Source organism: Dorea sp. AF36-15AT (genome assembly GCF_003477705.1).
Classification (GTDB): Bacteria; Bacillota; Clostridia; order Lachnospirales; family Lachnospiraceae; genus Claveliimonas; species Claveliimonas ammoniilytica.
This window is the reverse complement of sequence record NZ_QUDV01000001.1, coordinates 304147-322755: the sequence shown is the minus strand read 5'-3', so window position 1 is coordinate 322755 and position 18609 is coordinate 304147. Positions and strand designations below refer to the sequence as shown.

Annotated in this window: 19 protein-coding genes and 1 tRNA gene; 2 read left to right on the top strand and 18 right to left on the bottom strand. The window is 41.4% G+C overall.

The annotated features are described in order from the left end of the window. Positions 1 to 20: 20 nt before the first annotated feature. The 5 genes from metA to cls form a co-directional block, all read right to left on the bottom strand. Complete coding sequence (metA, locus tag DWZ93_RS01415) at positions 21 to 941, bottom strand: homoserine O-acetyltransferase MetA (protein WP_118451782.1); 921 nt, start codon at positions 939 to 941, stop codon at positions 21 to 23. A 2-nt stretch (positions 942 to 943) separates the two neighbouring features. After that, the gene (locus DWZ93_RS01410; protein ID WP_243061049.1) at positions 944 to 2320 is read right to left on the bottom strand and encodes an AI-2E family transporter; all 1377 of its coding nucleotides are present in this window, start codon (positions 2318 to 2320) and stop codon (positions 944 to 946) included. Between the two features lie 110 nt (positions 2321 to 2430). Further along, the gene (locus DWZ93_RS01405; protein WP_118451780.1) at positions 2431 to 2742 is read right to left on the bottom strand and encodes a DUF1540 domain-containing protein; all 312 of its coding nucleotides are present in this window, start codon (positions 2740 to 2742) and stop codon (positions 2431 to 2433) included. A 62-nt stretch (positions 2743 to 2804) separates the two neighbouring features. Beyond that, the gene (locus DWZ93_RS01400) at positions 2805 to 4088 is read right to left on the bottom strand and encodes an adenylosuccinate synthase (protein WP_118451779.1); all 1284 of its coding nucleotides are present in this window, start codon (positions 4086 to 4088) and stop codon (positions 2805 to 2807) included. A gap of 106 nt (positions 4089 to 4194) precedes the next feature. Continuing rightward, positions 4195 to 5754, bottom strand: a complete 1560-nt coding sequence (gene cls, locus DWZ93_RS01395) for a cardiolipin synthase (protein ID WP_118451778.1) — start codon at positions 5752 to 5754, stop codon at positions 4195 to 4197. Positions 5755 to 5974: 220 nt separating this feature from the next. On the opposite strand from cls, the gene DWZ93_RS01390 reads away from it, so the two are divergent. Beyond that, on the top strand, positions 5975 to 6262 hold the full coding sequence (locus DWZ93_RS01390; RefSeq protein ID WP_199665867.1) for a hypothetical protein: 288 nt from the start codon (positions 5975 to 5977) through the stop codon (positions 6260 to 6262). 115 nt (positions 6263 to 6377) lie between these two features. Here the strand turns inward: DWZ93_RS01390 and DWZ93_RS01385 are convergent, their stop codons facing one another. The 12 genes from DWZ93_RS01385 to DWZ93_RS01330 form a co-directional block, all read right to left on the bottom strand. After that, positions 6378 to 7187, bottom strand: a complete 810-nt coding sequence (locus tag DWZ93_RS01385; protein ID WP_158574268.1) for an HAD family hydrolase — start codon at positions 7185 to 7187, stop codon at positions 6378 to 6380. A gap of 5 nt (positions 7188 to 7192) precedes the next feature. Beyond that, on the bottom strand, positions 7193 to 7474 hold the full coding sequence (locus tag DWZ93_RS01380) for a hypothetical protein (protein ID WP_118451776.1): 282 nt from the start codon (positions 7472 to 7474) through the stop codon (positions 7193 to 7195). 15 nt (positions 7475 to 7489) lie between these two features. Continuing rightward, complete coding sequence (locus DWZ93_RS01375) at positions 7490 to 8323, bottom strand: PTS system mannose/fructose/sorbose family transporter subunit IID (protein WP_199665576.1); 834 nt, start codon at positions 8321 to 8323, stop codon at positions 7490 to 7492. Positions 8324 to 8325: 2 nt separating this feature from the next. Then, positions 8326 to 9165 (bottom strand): PTS mannose/fructose/sorbose/N-acetylgalactosamine transporter subunit IIC, encoded by an 840-nt coding sequence (locus DWZ93_RS01370; RefSeq protein ID WP_118451775.1) that lies wholly within the window; start codon positions 9163 to 9165, stop codon positions 8326 to 8328. A gap of 14 nt (positions 9166 to 9179) precedes the next feature. Continuing rightward, positions 9180 to 9674, bottom strand: coding sequence for a PTS system mannose/fructose/N-acetylgalactosamine-transporter subunit IIB (locus DWZ93_RS01365; RefSeq protein WP_118384093.1), 495 nt, complete (start codon positions 9672 to 9674; stop codon positions 9180 to 9182). Between the two features lie 14 nt (positions 9675 to 9688). Continuing rightward, positions 9689 to 10117 (bottom strand): PTS sugar transporter subunit IIA, encoded by a 429-nt coding sequence (locus tag DWZ93_RS01360; protein ID WP_118451774.1) that lies wholly within the window; start codon positions 10115 to 10117, stop codon positions 9689 to 9691. Positions 10118 to 10246: 129 nt separating this feature from the next. Further along, positions 10247 to 11590, bottom strand: a complete 1344-nt coding sequence (locus DWZ93_RS01355) for an extracellular solute-binding protein (protein WP_118451773.1) — start codon at positions 11588 to 11590, stop codon at positions 10247 to 10249. After that, a complete protein-coding gene (locus DWZ93_RS01350) occupies positions 11590 to 12267 on the bottom strand; it encodes a response regulator transcription factor (RefSeq protein ID WP_118451772.1) in 678 nt (225 codons plus the stop codon). The genes DWZ93_RS01355 and DWZ93_RS01350 overlap by 1 nt, the downstream gene beginning before the upstream one ends. After that, positions 12268 to 13581: a sensor histidine kinase gene (locus DWZ93_RS14900; protein WP_118451771.1), complete on the bottom strand. Its 1314-nt coding sequence runs from the start codon at positions 13579 to 13581 to the stop codon at positions 12268 to 12270. Between the two features lie 15 nt (positions 13582 to 13596). Next, on the bottom strand, positions 13597 to 14571 hold the full coding sequence (locus DWZ93_RS01340; RefSeq protein WP_158574267.1) for a sugar ABC transporter substrate-binding protein: 975 nt from the start codon (positions 14569 to 14571) through the stop codon (positions 13597 to 13599). A 60-nt stretch (positions 14572 to 14631) separates the two neighbouring features. Beyond that, the gene (gene pdxR, locus DWZ93_RS01335) at positions 14632 to 16029 is read right to left on the bottom strand and encodes a MocR-like pyridoxine biosynthesis transcription factor PdxR (protein WP_118451769.1); all 1398 of its coding nucleotides are present in this window, start codon (positions 16027 to 16029) and stop codon (positions 14632 to 14634) included. A 12-nt stretch (positions 16030 to 16041) separates the two neighbouring features. After that, positions 16042 to 17712, bottom strand: a complete 1671-nt coding sequence (locus tag DWZ93_RS01330; protein WP_118384086.1) for a glutamine--tRNA ligase/YqeY domain fusion protein — start codon at positions 17710 to 17712, stop codon at positions 16042 to 16044. A 151-nt stretch (positions 17713 to 17863) separates the two neighbouring features. On the opposite strand from DWZ93_RS01330, the gene DWZ93_RS01325 reads away from it, so the two are divergent. Beyond that, positions 17864 to 17936 (top strand) — tRNA-Thr (locus tag DWZ93_RS01325). A gap of 25 nt (positions 17937 to 17961) precedes the next feature. On the opposite strand, the gene sigH is transcribed toward DWZ93_RS01325, so the two are convergent. After that, positions 17962 to 18573: an RNA polymerase sporulation sigma factor SigH gene (gene sigH, locus DWZ93_RS01320; protein ID WP_118451768.1), complete on the bottom strand. Its 612-nt coding sequence runs from the start codon at positions 18571 to 18573 to the stop codon at positions 17962 to 17964. Positions 18574 to 18609 lie beyond the last annotated feature (36 nt).

The following is an 18609-nucleotide window of genomic DNA, read 5'->3' as shown; positions in this document are numbered from 1 at the left end:
ATCCGTTGATTTTACTGGGCTTAGAACGGTGTTCCCTCCAGGTCATACGGGGTCGCCTGATAGACGTAATAATTGAGCCAGTTTGTATACAGGTTATTGGCTGCTGCTCTCCATGTCAATACCGGTTTATTATTCGGATCATCATCCGGATAATAATTCTTCGGCATATCAATTGGAAGTCCCTTGGAAAGGTCACGCTTATACTCTCCATCCAGCGTCACTCTGTCATATTCCGGATGGCCCATCACAAAGATCTGTCGTCCTTCCTGTGCCATAGCTAGAAACAGTCCCACTTCGTCTGACTCTGCAAGGATTGTAATGCGGTCATCCGCACGTAACTTCTCTATCGGCACATCCGTATGACGGGAATGCGGTGCATAAAACACATCATCAAATCCTCTTACAAGCGGAATCCTGCGGTTCAGCACCTTATGCTTGAACACACCAAACAGCTTATGATCCACCTGTACTTTATCAATACCAAAATGATAATAAATACCCGCCTGAGCTCCCCAGCACAGATGCAATGTCGAAGTTACGTTCGTCTTGGTCCAATCCATGATCTTCATCAGTTCATCCCAATAATCCACTTCTTCAAACGGCATCTGCTCTACCGGTGCCCCGGTAATGATAAATCCGTCAAAACGGCGATTCTTAATCTCATCAAAAGACTGATAGAACTTGTTAATATGGCTGGTTGATGTATTCTTAGATACATGGCCGGATACTCTCACAAATGTCACATCCACCTGCAGCGGTGTGTTGGATAAAGACCGCAGGATCTGAAGCTCGGTATCTTCTTTTAATGGCATCAGATTCAGAAGTCCTATCTGAATCGGACGGATGTCCTGATGTGTCGCACGGTGCTCATCCATCACAAATATGTTTTCACTTTCCAATATCTCCTTAACTGGGAGATCATTCTGTACACGAATCGGCATAGTTATTCCCCTTTTTCTTTCATGCTTTTTTCTTTTTCACATTTTTCTTTATGTTTTTTCTCCATAGTCTCTCTGGATATCACATACTTACCAGTATCATCTACAAAACTGTATTCATCGTAGTAATCCGAACTTTCCGGAAGATTCTTCCTGTGCAGTCTTCCATCAATGATAAGTTCAATGATATAGTAAATGACTGCAAATGTCGGCACACCAAGAAGCATTCCCAAAAATCCAAATAATCCACCCCCAAGCAGGATTGAAAAGATTACCCAGAACGAGCTGAGTCCTGTAGAATTACCAAGAATCTTCGGTCCGATAAAGTTACCGTCCAACTGCTGTAACAGCAGAATGAAAATCAAAAAATAGATGCCTTTAATCGGATTTGCTAACAGAATCAGCAATGTGCTCGGAATTGCACCGATATATGGTCCAAAGAACGGTATTACATTAGTCACTCCTACAATTACGCTGACCAACATTGTATATGGCATATTCAAAAATGACAGTCCTATAAAGCAAAGCACTCCGATAATCGCAGAATCAATAATCTTACCAATCAGGAATCCACCGAATATATCATTGGCCTTCTGTGTAATATGCAGTACCACATTGGCATGAGATGGGCTGAGCAATGCATAAGTCATCTTCTTGCACTGTCTTCCGAAAGTCTCCTTACTGTATAATACATAGATTGATACAATCACACCAATCAATGCGTTGAATATCTCACTAACAAAATCAATCAATCCATTAGTCAATCTTCCCATAACCTCGTTCACTCGTGTAAACAGATTATTGCTTAACCAGTCCTGAAATGTACTGGTCGCCTGCTTGATAAATGTCCGCATCATGACTCCGGTATTGGATTCATCTGCCTGAATATCTCCGATCTGATTAACTAAAAGATTGATCTGACGTGGCAGAGTAAACACCAGATCACGAATACTCTTGTATAATTCCGGGATCAGCATATTGATTAATCCGCTGATGAGCAATATCATAATAATCAACGCCAGCAATATTCCTGCTGTACGGGACAGTTTCTCTGCCCTCGCCTCATTCTTCATTTTTCTTTTCAATATCGGAATCAGTAACTTATCCGTCTGCTTCACGATCGGATTCAGCAAAAATGCAATTAATAATCCGTACAGAATCGGCTTCAGCACGTCCAACACTTTGCTGAATACACCGGATATATTCGTTAGTCTCAACAGTGCAAAGTAAAATGCAATACTCGCTGCAATCACTACAAAAAAAGTCATTCCTTTGCTGATCTCACGTCTCAGTCTGGATGGCCCGTTATTTCCAATCCTCGGTGTATTACTATAATAGCCCTTTGGAGTCTCTGACTCTTTTTCTTTTTTCTTATCTTCCATTTCTTGTGCTCCTGACATGTTATGCTATTTGCTTAGTATAACACAAAAACAGGGCTACAGCAAATCATTCACTGTAACCCTGTCTTCTTATTTTCATTCCTTTTCAGGCATTAACAACAGAAAGTTGCGCATTCTGTCTCCCTACACTGACAGGCATCTCCGCCCTCCACACTGATCTTACCAGCATGGCACTTACACGACTGATTGTAACGGCACTCTGTTGCCTCACATCGAATACTACTGTTAGCTGAAGCCTGACCAGTTACATTGCTGTATGTGTCACCTGTGCGCTCCTCGAAGCTGTCACAGCAGGTCTCATCCGCCCACTTTGCATGTTCTCCTCCTACCTGGATATGATCCAGATCGCAGTAATACTGCTTATTATGCACACAAGTCTGTACTGTACATTTCAATTCTGGCATTACAGATTCCCTCCTTTTCATAGTTCAGAGTTATTATCTGTAATTCAGAAATATTTATACATTTATTTTGCCTGACGGTAAATAATATCTTCACGACCCGGTCCGTTAGAAACCATTGTAATCGGATATCCGATCTGTTCCTCGATGAATTCTACGTACTTACGGCAGTTCTCCGGAAGATCTTCATACTTCTTGATACCGCGAATATCAGATTTCCATCCCGGAAGTGTCTTGAATACTGGTTTTGCTTTTTCAAGCAGATGTGTAGTTGGGAAGTCTGTTGTCACTTCTCCGTTAATTTCATATCCTACACATACTGGAATCTCATCCAGATATCCCAGTACATCCAGCACTGTAAATGCTACATCTGTAGCTCCCTGCATTCTGCATCCGTACTTAGATGCTACACAGTCGAACCATCCCATACGTCTTGGACGTCCGGTTGTTGCACCGAACTCTCCACCATCGCCGCCACGGCGTCTCAGTTCGTCAGCCTCATCACCAAAGATTTCGCTTACGAAAGCTCCTGCTCCGACTGCGCTTGAGTATGCCTTACATACAGTAACAATCTGCTTGATCTCGTATGGAGGAATACCTGCTCCGATTGCTCCGTATCCAGCCAATGTAGATGAAGATGTAACCATTGGATAAATACCATGATCCGGATCTTTCAGTGAGCCAAGCTGACCCTCCAGCAAGATCTCTTTACCTTCTTTGATCGCATTGTAAAGATATAGAGATGTATCGCATACATATGGCTCGATTAACTCTTTATATTCCTGTAATTCATTATACAGCTCATCAGGATCAATTGCCGGTTTGTGATACAGGTGCTCAAGCAATACGTTCTTCTGCTCTGCAACACGTACAACTTTTTCTTTCAGAAGCTCATCATCAAATAACTCGCTTACCTGAAAACCAATCTTTGCATATTTATCTGAGTAGAATGGTGCGATGCCTGACTTGGTAGAACCAAATGATTTGCCGCCCAGACGTTCTTCTTCATATGCATCAAACTTCTTGTGATATGACATTACCATTTGTGCTCGGTCGGAAACCAGAATTCTCGGCTTCGGCACACCTCTGTCTACGATAGACTGGATCTCATTGCACAGCACCGGAACATCCAGTGCGACACCATTACCGATAATGCTTGTAGTATGTCCGTAAAACACACCTGATGGTAATGTGTGAAGTGCAAATTTACCGTAATTATTAATTATTGTATGTCCCGCATTGGCACCTCCCTGAAAACGAACAATGATATCGGCTTTTTCGCCAAGCATATCTGTAATCTTACCTTTTCCTTCGTCTCCCCAGTTTGCGCCAACTACTGCTCTAACCATAACAATTCCTCCTGTGTTATTCATCTTGCTGATGACTATTGTGAAGCTATTCTTATAACAGCCATCTGATATTATACTATAAAATAATTTTTTTGTACATTGTTATTTACATCAAAGGTGCAATTAATCGTAAAATCTGCCCCATCACCTTATATGTAACTGGTCTGTTCTCCACTTCTGTCAGGCTGATTTTCTGACACTTTTTAAGTGTTTCCTGAAAATCCTGCTCAATATCCGCAACGACCGGATGATCATAGATATATGTGCCACATTCAAAATGCAGATACAGGCTGCGGTAATCCAGATTAATTGTTCCTACAGTTGCAGTATCATCATCAGATACAAACACCTTGGCATGTACAAATCCCGGCGTATATTCATAGATGCTTACCCCCGCCTGAATCAATTCTTTATAATAAGTATGTGCCAGTACAAAAGCATACCATTTATCCGGAATATGCGGCATAATAATGATCACCTCTATACCGCTTTTCGCTGCTCTGGTAAGCGTTGTAATCATCTCACTATCCAGGATCAGATACGGCGTCATGATATGCACATACTTCTTGGAATGATTCAGAATATGGAAATACACTTCTTCGCCTACATTTTCATTATCATACGGATGATCTCCATACGGAATCACATAACCATGCGGTGGATCCGGCACTACATGCTTCGGTGTCAGATAGTTCTGGCAGTCCGCAGGTTCCATCTGATTGACTGCCCACATTTCCAAAAACAACATAGTGAAACTCTGTACTGCATCGCCCTTCAACATGATCGCCGTATCCTTCCAGTGACCAAAACGTGTGATTTCATTGGCATACTCATCTGCCAGGTTGACTCCGCCGGTAAACGCAACCTTGCCGTCAATTACACATATCTTACGGTGATCTCTGCTATTCTGCACCGTAGACAGGAATGGGATGATCGGATTAGACACCCGGCACTGGATGCCCATTTTGCGAATTTTTTTGTAATAATAATATGGGAAATTTGAAATTGCACACATGCCATCATACATAAAGCGAACTTCTACCCCTTCATCTGCTTTACGCTTCAGAATATCCAGTACCGTATCCCACACATGTCCTTCTGCTACAATAAAATACTCCAAAAAAATATAATGCTCCGCCTTCTCAAGTTCCCGGTAAAGTGCCTGCATCTTATCTTCTCCTAATGGGAAATACGTGATCTCTGTATTCTTATATACCGGAAAATGCATCTGACTAGAAAGATACGCCGCAAGATTCGCCTTGCCGGGACCTTCTTCCTTCAGTTCCTGCAGTACCCTCCTGTCCTGCTGCATATAAGGGCGCTCTTCTAACTTCAGATTCCGCAGTCGTCCTCTTACCCATCTGGTTCCAACTTTGCTCTTCACATATACATAAAACAAAGATCCGATTGCCGGAAATGCCACGACACACAGCATCCAGGTCATCTTAAATGCAGGATTATCCTCTGAATTAATAATATAAATCAGCACGATAATACCTAGTATGCGAAAGAAACCATTGATCACTTGTGAATACTGCTGCAGTCTGCTCATGGACACCACAAAAAGACCAATCTGCAGTAAAATCATAACCAACACAAGTCCGGTACGACTGAATATAATTCGAAATAAACCGCTTTGGACTTTTCTCAGCTTCTTCTTCTCCATATTTCTAATATTCTCCTCACAAATGTATATCTATCCCTTAAATCTGATACTCAGTGTAGCACATTTCCATATGCTTCACAAGAAATCTTTCCCAGAGCAGGAAAGCTCTGGTATTTTAGTAAAATTTTATATCGCACGCCTTTCTTTTTCTGTCAAAAAGTATTACAATACATTTGTATATGACGTAAATGTCAGAAAAGACTAGAAAGGAGTCATACCCATGTCAAAATTTTTCAAACGTGCATTAGGTCTTGCTGCTGTTGGTGGTGCAGTTGCTGCCGGAGTAGCTTATTATCTTAAAAAGGAAGATAACTCTGATGATTTTCTGGATGAATTCGATGACGATTTTACCACCGAAGATTCCGATTCTTCTGAACGTGAATATGTTCCGCTGAACACTGCTCCTAAGGCTGAAGCTGAAGAAGATAAAACGAAAGAAGATAAAACAGAGGAAACTGTAACACCTTCTGAGGAAGAAAATGCCGAGGATACTGAAGAAAACGAGTAAGATACTTATTAAAAACGAATAATATAGTAATCTGAAAAGATGCTGCCCGGAACATATTCCGGACAGCATCTTTTTTCGGGTTACTATATTTAGGAGAGTGTTTCTTAATATCTTTTTATTTTGCAAGGTAGTTCTCCAGCGCATATGCGATTCCGCCTTCATTATTTGTTTTTGTCACATAGTCCGCTTTTTCTTTCAGTTCCGGAATTGCATTTTCCATTGCAATACCGATACCCGCAGCCTCGAGCAATGGAATATCCAGTTCATGATCTCCAAATGCCACCACTTCCTCGCACTTAATACCTAATCGATCACATATCTCACAGACGGCTTCACCTTTGTTAATTCCTTTTGGCAAAAGTTCAATAAATGTATCTGCTGAACATGCATAATCAATTTCCGGCCAGTTATAATTTTCAATTTCCTGATACATGATACGAATTTCTTCCGGATCAGCCGCAAGCAATATCTTGTTCGGGCCTTTTCCTTCTTTTTTCCACTGTTCCACAAGATCTTTTATATCAACAACAATTGGCTGCTGTTTAATATCAACAATCTCTTTTTCAATGAACTTGTCAATTCCAGTTACGTACCAGGTTTCTTCACAAAAAATCCATAATTGCAAACCATGTGCTTTTGCAATTGTATTATAGACCTTTTCAAGAGTCTCTACCGGCAGATATTTATTACTAATACGCTGATCACCAAGCAGAATATAGCTACCTGCATGACATACTTTCACGCATGAAATTCCTAATTCCTGCTCAATGAGTTCTACTCCTGCAGGCATCCGCCCGGAAACCAATGCAATCTTCACACCTTTATCCGCTTCTTTTTTCAATGCTTCTTTTACCTGAGGAAGTAATACTTTATTCTGATCCAGCAAAGTTCCGTCAATGTCTGTACAAATCAAACTATATTTCATGAATTTCATTCACCTTTCAGTACAACAAGCATTTTCTCTACATTTCTTCTTCCGTTTTTTAATCCAAGATTAATAATCAGACCGCAGAACAGTCCTACAGCCATGATAACAATACCAAGAATGCAGAAAAGCGATTGATTAACAGCACCTGCAATTCCTGCATATAGCAGTGCCATTCCTATTGTAGAAACAGCGATTGCACAGTTCTTCCAGAGTGCGATTTTACGAAGAGCCTGTGTCTGCATTTCCACTTCCTGCGATAAGTACTTTCTTTCATCTGCATTCATGATATTACCTCCTAATTAATATGCAAGATTTGGATCAAAGAATCCAACTAATACACCAACAAATGCGATTACTACAAGCAACAGCATTACCTTGATTGGTGAAAGTCTCTTCTTAGACATCAAAAACCAACACAAAATAATAAATGCAGCTGTGAGTAAACCAGGAAATACTGCATCCAGTTTATCCTGCAATACAAGATATGGCTCACCAGCATCATTTAACAGCTGCAGAGAAGTAGTTACACTTACCCACGTTGCGGATACCGCACCAATAACGATACCACCCAGAGTACCAATTGCATCTCTTAATGCTTCACCCTGTTTTCCGATCAGAAATTCTACTGCTTTTCCACCAAGCTCATATCCTTTGAAATACATGAATCTCATTCCAAAGTATGCAAATAAGTTCCAGACAATAATATAGAAAATTGCTCCAAGTGGTGATCCGCCTGTTGACATTCCCATGGCAATACCAAGCAGGATCGGAATAACTGTTCCTACTACCAGAGAGTCACCAATACCTGCGATAGGTCCCATAAGCCCGGCACGAAGACCATTGATTGTCTCTTCATCTACATCTTCTGCACCATTTGCACGTGATTCTTCCAGACCTGCAGTGATACCTACAACTACAGAACCAAGCTGTGGTTCGGTGTTAAAGAATGCTGTATATGTATTCATAGCAGTTGCTTTATCATCTTCATTATCATACAGTTCTTCTACCAGTGGAAGCATAGAGCAAAGGTAACCAAATGTCTGCATATGCTCCTGAGAGAAACAGGTCAGGTGTCCATAATACCAATTATGGAAAGATTTTAATAAGGCTTTTTTCGATAATTTCTTTTCCATGATTAGATATCCTCCTCTTCATCGTCAAAACCATCTGCTACAGCTGGTTTGTTAATTGTTGCCATTTTCAATCTGTATGTAAGAATAGCAAACATAGAAGCAACAACTGTTGCTGATACCAGATTAATTCCCATAGATGCTGCTAAAACGAATCCAAACAGGAATGGGACAAAATCTGTTATATTCTTTACAATCTGCTTCAGCAGGATAGCAATTCCGACACAAGGAAGTAATGCCCCTACAGTAAACAGTGTCTTCATAGCAATTCCATCCATTGGAAGAGCTGTCTTGATCAATTCAACTACGTTCGCTCCCATTTTACACATAATCATAGTCGGGATGAATGAACAAACAAGATGTGAAATCCAAGGAAGTCCCATATCGACAAGGTATAATTTCTTATACTCTCTCTTCTCTACTGCTTTCCATCCCATATGCTGCCACAGCAAGTTGATGGTAGCTGTTCCATAGAAAAGCACTGTTCCCAGAGTACCAACCATGGTTCCGAAAGATGTTGCCAGTGCAGCACCTTCTGTAGAAGCTGCATCTAATCCATAACTGTTTAATGCAACCATTGCAAGCGGAATACCAATGTAGCTGACTGCACGCACGTCAGCAGATACTGTTCCACCCGGTGTAACCAGAGAGATATATACAACCTGCATTGCGCAGCCAACCATAATACCTGTCGGAATATCTCCCAGGATAATTCCACATACCAGACCACCGATCAACGGACGACCTAATGTATAGTTACCAATTGATGATCCACCCATACCAGGCATGCTTGACAAACATGCAAACAATCCCAGCAGGATAGCTTGAATCCAACTAATCTGCATCTCATTTCCTCCTCTTATTTAAATCCGAACTGACCTCTGAATTTTGTCCAGTTTCCGATTGCCTCTTCCTTGATCAATGCAAATTCCACATTGTATCCGGCATTCATAATATTTTCCAGTGCCTGCGCCTCTTCCTGTGTAATAGACTGATTGTTTCCAAGTTTTGTGGTTCCCGGTCTGTCATTGCAAGGTCCGATAATCACTGTGTCAACTCCTGGTTTGAATCCCTGTTTTACAAGAATTGTTTCCATATCAATCGGATTTTTAGTAATCAGGAAATAGTTGTCTTTGCTCTGTAATACCTTTTCACATTTTGCTTTAAATTCTTCTAACGTCCATACAAATGTCTTTTTGCCACTTGCACTCTTATATGCAGACTTCAGAATCGGATTCTTGGCTGCTGCATCATTAACTGCAATTAATCCATCACATGGATATTCCAAAGCCCATCTTGTACAAGTCTGACCATGGATCATACGATCATCAACACGAATAAATGAAACTGACATTTTCTTCTTCCTCCTTAAATATCATCATCTTCTTCTACAACGTCTACTTTAAATTCTGCGATTCCGTCTTTTGCCTCTGGCATCATCATGTCCGGCATATCTTTCAAATCAACCGCATCTTTCATAAGTGCAGCATTCAATGCCAATGGCAGATTCATCCCACCAATGATTACTGTATTTGGCAGCAATCCTGCTTCTGCAATTACATTAGAAGCAATGGTAAGCGGAGAACCACCAATCAGATCTCCCAGCAAAAGAATTTCATCTTCCGGAGTAATGCAGGATATACATTTGCGAACATTTTCCGTATAAACATCAGCCCCCATTCCATTCTCAAGACTGGTAGAAAGAATGTCTTTTCTGTTCTCTCCAACAATCATTGATAATGCATTGTGCAGTCCTGGCGCCATCATTCCATGGCTAACCAATACTATGTACTTCATCCTTAACACCTCATTTCTTTCTTCCTTTTGTTTCTGGTATAACTATATAAAAAAAATGACACTTGTTCATCTCACAAGTGTCATGCTTTTCCTGTTACATTTGTCATCTTTTCCCGAAAACAATTGTAATTACCAGCCACTGTTCTTTAGTTTTCTGTTGATTGATCGATCCCAGATAATAAGTTCCGTACCAATATTGGATTGTCCTGCTATTATTTCATTAATTGCACGATCAATTTCCGCCACAGCGTAATCATAATTTCGAAATCTAGGTGCTACTGCTGCATTTTCTATCGCGTCGCTCAATATCTGCTGATCCAGTATACCCGATCCATCAATGTGCTGTCCGAGTTCCTGTGGTGCCTTGTCAGAATCTGTAACTGACTTTAATACAGATGCCCCTTCCGAGTATTTAAATATTTCAGACTGTATCGCTTTATCATATGTCAGAATTTTCATAAATTCCCAGGCATACTTCGCATTTTTCGTATTTCTGTTCATAGCGACCATAAGTGTATCTAACGAAGAGACATTATCCCCATTCGGTCCCGACGGCATAGGAATACATTCCCATTCGAATCCAGAATACTTTTTCACACTCAAAGGATAAGACTTATATGCCCGATACTCCGAAAATGACATTGGCTGGAATGCCACATTACCTTTATCAAAATCTCGACTTCCAACATTGACTCCGCCACTGCACTCTTCCAGTCTGTCCATAAATGTAACTGCTTTTTTGGTATTCTCCCCGGCAAGATAACATTGTGTTCCATCCTGATTGAACAGTTCTACACCGTTGGAAGTAAAAGCATCTCTCCACGAATATCCAACTTCTCCAAACTGGTCAATTTCTCCATCTCCATCCGTGTCTTTCGTAACCTTACTACAAATCTCATAAAAATCATTCCAGGTCCAATCTTTTTCCGGCATAGCTATATCTTCCCGATCCAGTATCGACTTATTGACAAACATCAACTTCGGTGCACATTCATATGGAAGTGCAAATTGCACACCTTCCAACTGGCCATAGGCATAAGCAGAATCATAAAACTGTCCGTCATCAAATGTTGAATCATCAGCCGTAAAATCCGACAGATCTTTCAATGCACCAAGTTCTGCCAATCCGTTAAAATCATCTGGCAGTACAAAAAACACATCTGGTGTATCACCTGACAGCATTTTCTCTGCCAGCCACTCCGAATAGTCTTCTTTCATAATGCCACTCTCAAATCTAACCTTCACATTAGGATACTGTTCTTCAAACCGCTGAATTGCATCGTTCAGAATATAGTAGGAATATCCATTCTGTACTTCCCAATAGCTGTCTGAAAAAGCACCAACTGTAATCACATGCTTCGTACCCCAGGCAGTTCTTTTGTACATATCTGACTGAATCACTGTAGTGAATATGAGTATAATGGCACACAGCACTCCAATGATCACATTTTTTCTGCGACTGAATTTATCCATTATACCTCATCCCCATATTCCATATTTGCCACACCTGTCTGAACCGCCCAGATAGCAACTTGTGTGCGATCCCTCAGCGACAACTTGCTCAGAATCACACTGATACTGTTTCTTACCGTTCCTTCTGACAAACTGAGTTTTGCAGCAATTTCTTTATTAGACATTCCTCTTCCTATCAGTGCAACCATCTGCATTTCCATTGGTTTCAAACTTTCCGTCTGTTGCTTGTCCACCTGGATAGTCAGATTCGTCTGAGCCATTCTGGAAAACAGTTTCACTACCTTTGATGCAATATCTCCGTTAATCATTGCAGTCCCGTTATATACTTTGCGGATTGCTTCCGCTAATTCCCGCGTAGACGCTCCTTTTAACAGATATCCACTGGCTCCATACTTCAATGCATTAAACACATATTCATCATCATCAAACGTAGTCAGGATTACAATTTTAATCTCCGGATATTGTTCTTTGAGCGCTTTCGTACATACTACTCCGTCCATTTCCGGCATTCTGATATCCATCAATATGACATCTGGTTTCTGCTTTTTCACAAAGCGTATTACTTCGCGCCCATTTCCTGCTGTACCAATCACCTCAAAATCATGCTCTAATCCAAGAACAATCTGCAGACTCTGCCGGATTAATTCCTGGTCATCCGCTATTAAAATCCTGATCATTTACACTTCCTCCATTCCCCGGCGAATCGGAATACAGGCTTCAACCTCAAATCCTTCTTTCCCATTGTATCTCAGGCTTCCACCCAGCATCTCAAGTCGTTCTTTCATATGATGCAGTCCAAATCCTTCCTTAATATCTTTACATCCTATTCCGTTATCTTTGACGCTGATTTGCAACGTATCGCCTGTGCGTCCGATCAACACCCGGATATAATTAGCATGACCATGCCGAATCGCATTTGTAATGCTTTCCTGGACAATCCTGTAAATCATATCTTCTTCGTCTTCTGTAAAACAATCCAACCGGGTATCACATTGATATTCAATTTCAGCATTAGTCGCTGTACACATATCGTTAATCGTTCTGCTTAATGCATTCTCCAAATCAAACTTCTCCAATGCATCCGGTCTTAATGCACGTACAGAACGACGTACATCTGTCATTCCCTGTCTTGCTACTTCTCCAATCGCACCCAACTGCTTTTTTGCGACTTCCGGCGCCACATCCATAAGTGCCATACATGCATCAATACCCGTAATAATTCCCGTCAGAGCATGGCCAATCGTATCATGAATCTCACGAGCCAAGCGATTCCTTTCCTTAGTTTCAGCCATTTTCACAGATTCTCTGGCATATTCTTCCAGTTGGACATTAGCATCCAGCAAATCACTGTACAGTGCATCTAGGCGTTCATTTAAAACCATAATGCGCTCTTTTTCATTCATCTGCACCCGCACCAACATGATCATATAAATAATAAATACCAATACATTCAACGAAGATGCAACATTTCTGATTCCAAGCCAAACAGCTGTAACATCCTTCTGATAATATGCAAGATACGCATCCAACGGTATGATATCCCGACAAATTGTGATCAGATCATAATCGATCAACAGATAAAACAGACCTATGATAACCGCAAATGGAATCTGTCCTTTTGTCCTCGGAATATACCTTATCGTATCAGCAAGAATAAGCAGAATCATACCTGTATAGCTAAATCCGAGAAAAGAACTGATCCATACAGCGATTCCCAGTTCCAGACAAACTTTTAGGACAAGACCTCTTCCCTGAATATTTTCCATATTCATTAACAATACACAACAACCGAATAAACATATCGTAAGAACCGGAATCTTCCACGGTGCTTCCGGCAGTGTATTCACCTGAGCCAGAAAATTCATTGCCGTATTCTCCTGAATATACCCCTGTAATCCACAGAATATCATTACTGATGTATACAGAATAATCAAAAAATTCAAATTCTTCATAACCCTGAGTATATGATTCAATATACGATTTTCATTCATATTCTATCTCCCTAGCTATTGCCATCTGTCTATTTCAAATTCTTCGACATTGTCCTGCGTAACCAGTTCTACTGGAATCAGTATCTTTTTTTCCACCTTCTTATGCTCTAGCAAACGATAAATAACTTCTGCCGCTTCGTTTCCGATTTCCGATGGGTACTGTGCTGCAGATGCCTTCATCATCCCTTCATATATCAGAGATTTTGAATCTGGCGAGGCATCTATCCCATACACACCAACCTGATCCAGCAACTGCTTCTCATCCAGAGCTGCCACCACACCAATACTAGACAGATCGTTCAGACAAAATACATTATCAAAATCTACACCCTCATCTATAACCTGCTGCAATTTCGGCATTGCAATTTCCAACTGTCCTTCGCAGTCAATCTCCTTCACAATGGTAATCCCTTCATGCCCACTCACCGTATCAATAAATCCACGCACTCTATCCTGTCCGGATTTGGCAACTTTATGTGTCATAACCACCACTTTAGCCTGATTACACTGTGTCAGAAAATATTCTCCGACAATAACACCTGCCGAATAATTGTCCGATGTTATCGTACAATCAACCAGCCGCTCATCCTCTACGTCCGAATCAACCACCACTATATAAACATTCTGCTCTTTTGCACGTTTCAGCACAGAGGTCAGACTCTGCCAATCTACAGGAGTCACCACCAATACATCAATTCCCTTATCCAGCATCTCTTCAATCTGTTCAATCTGCCGTTCCGCATTCAGCGCCGGATCCCTGAGTATCAACTGATCTCCTTCTGATTCCACCTTTGCATTGATTTCTTCACTGATGATCTTATAGAATTCATTATTCATTGTCATATAACTAACTCCAATAAGATGCGCATTCTTTTTCTGATTAACAGAATAATCCTTTGTCGTCCAGCTGATGGAGCTAATCATACCGATAAGAACAATATTCATCACAATATAAATGCAACTGAATATTTTCTTCTTATTATTTTTCATTCTCATTCCCTCAATATTAATTCTCGTATGACTATTATAACACACAAAAACAGTTTCTTATTATGCACTCCATATTCTACACAATATTTTTACAGATTCACGTATTTCTTCTTCTGAAAGATTTGCATATCCAAGCAAAACCGTTGCCCCCTGTTGCATTTCCCCAATCACATAATCAGATAATCCATACACTTTAATTCCTTCTTCTGCAGCTCGTCTGATCAATTCCTTTTCTGTAATTCCGGAATGAAATGTCAACAACAGATGTACTCCTGCATTTTCCCCTGATATTTTGCAGACCTTTGACAAAGGCTGCAAACCCTTGAGCAGCACATCATGTCTTCCCTTATACAGGGCACGCGTCTTATTCAGATGTCTCTCATAATATCCTTCTTCAATAAAATGCTGCACGATAAGCTGGTCTACTTTGGAAACCGTCGAACTGATAAATCCACATTTTTCATGATAAACTGTCGCCAACTCTTCCGGCAGCACCATATAGCTCATGCGGATCGCCGGGGCAATGGATTTGGAAAATGTACCAAGATAGATCACTTTACCGTTCGCATCGCTTCCTTGAAGTGCCGGGATCGGCTTGCCCTTATATCGGAACTCGCTGTCATAATCATCCTCGATGATATAGCGCTTCTCTGATTCATTCGCCCATCCGAGCAGTTCAATCCTACGCTTCATTGGCATCACGATACCGGTAGGATACTGATGGGATGGCGTCACATATGCAATATCCGCTACAGATTCCCGAAGCATATCCACCCGCATACCATAACGGTCCATCTCTATTGGCTCTACTGGATATGACTGGCTGGAAAACAGACGATACGCCTGCTTATATGCCGGATTCTCTACTGCAATCACATGATTTCTTCCGATTACAGAGCACAGCATCATCAGAAGATAATCATTTCCTGCTCCTACTATAATCTGATGGGGATCACATTTCACCCCACGCGCCTGATAAAGATAATCACAGATTACTTTTCGAAAACTTAATTCTCCCTGAGGATCACCCAGGCGAAATAACTCCACCTCGTCATCCAGCAGGATCTCCTTGGAGAGTTTCCTCCAGGCATTATGAGGAAAGCTCTTCAAATCTACACCATTTGGCGTAAAATCATAACGACAGGTCTCTTCCTTCTCCCGTACTTCCGGTATCTGTCGCTTCTTCACTTCTCTGATCTGATACAGACCCTCAATCTGCGCTACATAGTAACCCCGATAAGGTTCTGATTCAATATATCCTTCCGATAAAAGCTGTTCATAAGCCAGATCTACTGTACTCCGACTCACCTCAAGATGCTTTGCCAGCGATCTGGTAGACGGAAGCTTCTCGTGGTATACGAATTTGCCGCTTACAATATTTTCTTTAATATATAAATATATCTGTTCGTACAAAGGCGTCCCATTACGGGACGCCAGTGTCATAGTCAGTTCATTCATCTGTTTATTCTCTTATTTCTTAGGCAGTCTGAAAGAACTCTTCAGAGATACAATACGGTTAAATACCAGTGCATCCGGTGTAGAATCCTTTGCATCAATACAGAAATATCCGTTTCTCACAAACTGGAAGCTGTCATATGCTTTTGCATCGCCGAAGTTCGGCTCTACAAAACAATTCTTTCTCACTTCCAGAGAATTCGGATTAATGTTCATAGATCCGTCTTCTTCATTATACACACCCTTCTCTTCATCGATCAGGTTCTCATACAGACGTACCTCTGCCTGTTTTGCATACGGTGCTGCTACCCAGTGGATCGTACCTTTGACCTTACGTCCTGTAAATCCGCTTCCGCTCTTAGTCTCCGGATCGTAAGTACAGTGTACAACTGTCACATTGCCATTCTCATCTGTCTCATAGCTTACACACTTTACAAAGTATGCCTGCATCAGACGTACTTCATTACCCGGGAACAGACGGAAATATTTCTTCGGTGGCTCAATCATGAAGTCATCACGCTCGATATACAGTTCCTTGCAGAATGGAATCTTTCTCTTGCCAAGCTCTGGATTCTCCAGATTGTTCTCGGCTTCCAGCCACTCTACTTCTCCTTCCGGATAATTATCAATAACCAGCTTGATCGGATCAAGCACTGCCATCATACGAGAGCGCTTCATCTTCAGATCTTCACGGATACAGTACTCAAGCATTGCATAATCTACAGATCCCTGAGACTTGGATACACCACACAGATCTACGAACATCTTCAGTGACTCCGGTGTGAATCCTCTTCTTCTCAGTGCTGCAATAGATACCAGTCTTGGATCATCCCATCCGTCTACCACGCCATCCTGTACCAGCTTCTTGATATAACGCTTGCCGGTTACTACATTAGTCAGATATAACTTGGCAAACTCAATCTGACGCGGTGCCGGGTCAAACTCGCACTCTCTTACTACCCAATCATACAGCGGTCTGTGATCTTCAAACTCCAGTGTACAGATCGAGTGTGTAATCTTCTCAATCGCATCCTCAATTGGGTGAGCAAAGTCATACATCGGATAAATGCACCACTTATCACCGGTGTTGTGATGATGCATATGTGCCACACGATAGATAACAGGATCACGCATGTTGATATTCGGTGAAGCCATATCGATCTTCGCACGAAGTACCTTCTCTCCATCCTTATATGCGCCGTTCTTCATTTCTTCAAACAACTTCAGATTCTCTTCGATACTGCGGTCTCTGTACGGGCTGTTCTTACCAGGCTCTGTCAGTGTACCGCGGTACTCGCGGATCTCATCAGCACTAAGATCACAGACATAAGCCTTGCCCTTCTTGATCAGCTTCACCGCACATTCATACATCTGATCAAAATAATCAGACGCAAAATACAGATGATCCTTAAAGTCAGCACCCAGCCACTCTACATCTGTCTTAATAGACTCTACATACTCAGTATCTTCTTTTGTTGGATTCGTATCATCAAATCGAAGATGGAATGTTCCATGATACTTCTTAGCCAGCCCTGAATTAAGCAGGATAGACTTGGCATGTCCGATATGCAGATAACCATTCGGCTCCGGCGGGAATCTGGTGCAGACCTCTGTATATCTGCCTTCAGCCAGATCCTTATCTATCTCCTGTTCAATAAAATTCTTTGAAACTACTTCTTCTCCCATGGGTTTCCTCCTCATTGTCTTTCTCATCATGTGTTTTATCTTATCATAATTCCAGTTAACCCACAATACAATATTTTCAAATTTACCATTGACAAACTACGCTCTTATATTGTATATTAATCACGTTGCATATGAAATATATCTTATGCGTGCTGTTGTGGCTCAGTCGGTAGAGCGTCGCCTTGGTAAGGCGGAGGTCGGCGGTTCGATTCCGCTCAACAGCTTAGAGAAAAGAAGCCGGGAAGATTCTTACTTATTCAGAATCTTCCCGGCTTTGTTTTTGATTCTCTGTAATGCATTATCTATGGTTTTAGGGCTCTTCTTGAGAAGCCCTGCGATCGTCTTATAATCCGTTCCAAGAAGGTGCAGATACAGCACTCTGCTTTCCAGATCACTCAAACTCTCTTCCAGTTTCTCTCCGATGCGGTTCATGGATTCCTGCATGATCATCGCATGCTCCGGATTGCTCTCCACACCCGCTTCAATAGTATCCAGCACATACTCTCTGCCTCCCTGTTCCGCTTCTTCGTAAAAAGACACATAGGAATTAAGCGGTATATGCTTCTTCCGACCGGAAGCTTTTGCCGCGCTGTACATCTGTCTTCGGATGCACAGTCTGGCAAAACTTCCAAAGGACACTTCCTGCTCCGTATCATAATCACGCACCGCTTTAAACAGACCGATCATCCCTTCCTGGATCAGATCATCATTCTCTCCGCCAATCAGATACATTGCTTTCGCTTCTTTGCGCACTACATTTTTATACTTTTCCATGATATAATCCATAATCTTCTTATCACCATCTCGAAGATTGCGAATCAGCTGCTCATCTGTCAGCTGCTCATAGTTTGACGTGCCCATAACTGCTCCTGTTCTTATTAAAATTCAAGTCTCATT

Coding starts and splice junctions, on each gene's coding strand:
- DWZ93_RS01360 (WP_118451774.1), bottom strand. CDS start 10,117: ATGAAGTACATAGTATTGGTTAGCCATGGAATGATGGCGCCAGGACTG.
- cls (WP_118451778.1), bottom strand. CDS start 5,754: ATGGAGAAGAAGAAGCTGAGAAAAGTCCAAAGCGGTTTATTTCGAATT.
- DWZ93_RS01385 (WP_158574268.1), bottom strand. CDS start 7,187: ATGAAATATAGTTTGATTTGTACAGACATTGACGGAACTTTGCTGGAT.
- DWZ93_RS01375 (WP_199665576.1), bottom strand. CDS start 8,323: ATGGAAAAGAAATTATCGAAAAAAGCCTTATTAAAATCTTTCCATAAT.
- DWZ93_RS01350 (WP_118451772.1), bottom strand. CDS start 12,267: ATGATCAGGATTTTAATAGCGGATGACCAGGAATTAATCCGGCAGAGT.
- DWZ93_RS01390 (WP_199665867.1), top strand. CDS start 5,975: ATGTCAAAATTTTTCAAACGTGCATTAGGTCTTGCTGCTGTTGGTGGT.
- DWZ93_RS01405 (WP_118451780.1), bottom strand. CDS start 2,742: ATGCCAGAATTGAAATGTACAGTACAGACTTGTGTGCATAATAAGCAG.
- DWZ93_RS14900 (WP_118451771.1), bottom strand. CDS start 13,581: ATGAATGAAAATCGTATATTGAATCATATACTCAGGGTTATGAAGAAT.
- DWZ93_RS01355 (WP_118451773.1), bottom strand. CDS start 11,590: ATGGATAAATTCAGTCGCAGAAAAAATGTGATCATTGGAGTGCTGTGT.
- metA (WP_118451782.1), bottom strand. CDS start 941: ATGCCGATTCGTGTACAGAATGATCTCCCAGTTAAGGAGATATTGGAA.
- DWZ93_RS01330 (WP_118384086.1), bottom strand. CDS start 17,712: ATGGGAGAAGAAGTAGTTTCAAAGAATTTTATTGAACAGGAGATAGAT.
- DWZ93_RS01380 (WP_118451776.1), bottom strand. CDS start 7,474: ATGAATGCAGATGAAAGAAAGTACTTATCGCAGGAAGTGGAAATGCAG.
- DWZ93_RS01410 (WP_243061049.1), bottom strand. CDS start 2,320: ATGGAAGATAAGAAAAAAGAAAAAGAGTCAGAGACTCCAAAGGGCTAT.
- pdxR (WP_118451769.1), bottom strand. CDS start 16,029: ATGAATGAACTGACTATGACACTGGCGTCCCGTAATGGGACGCCTTTG.
- DWZ93_RS01400 (WP_118451779.1), bottom strand. CDS start 4,088: ATGGTTAGAGCAGTAGTTGGCGCAAACTGGGGAGACGAAGGAAAAGGT.
- DWZ93_RS01340 (WP_158574267.1), bottom strand. CDS start 14,571: ATGAAAAATAATAAGAAGAAAATATTCAGTTGCATTTATATTGTGATG.
- DWZ93_RS01370 (WP_118451775.1), bottom strand. CDS start 9,165: ATGCAGATTAGTTGGATTCAAGCTATCCTGCTGGGATTGTTTGCATGT.
- DWZ93_RS01365 (WP_118384093.1), bottom strand. CDS start 9,674: ATGTCAGTTTCATTTATTCGTGTTGATGATCGTATGATCCATGGTCAG.
- sigH (WP_118451768.1), bottom strand. CDS start 18,573: ATGGGCACGTCAAACTATGAGCAGCTGACAGATGAGCAGCTGATTCGC.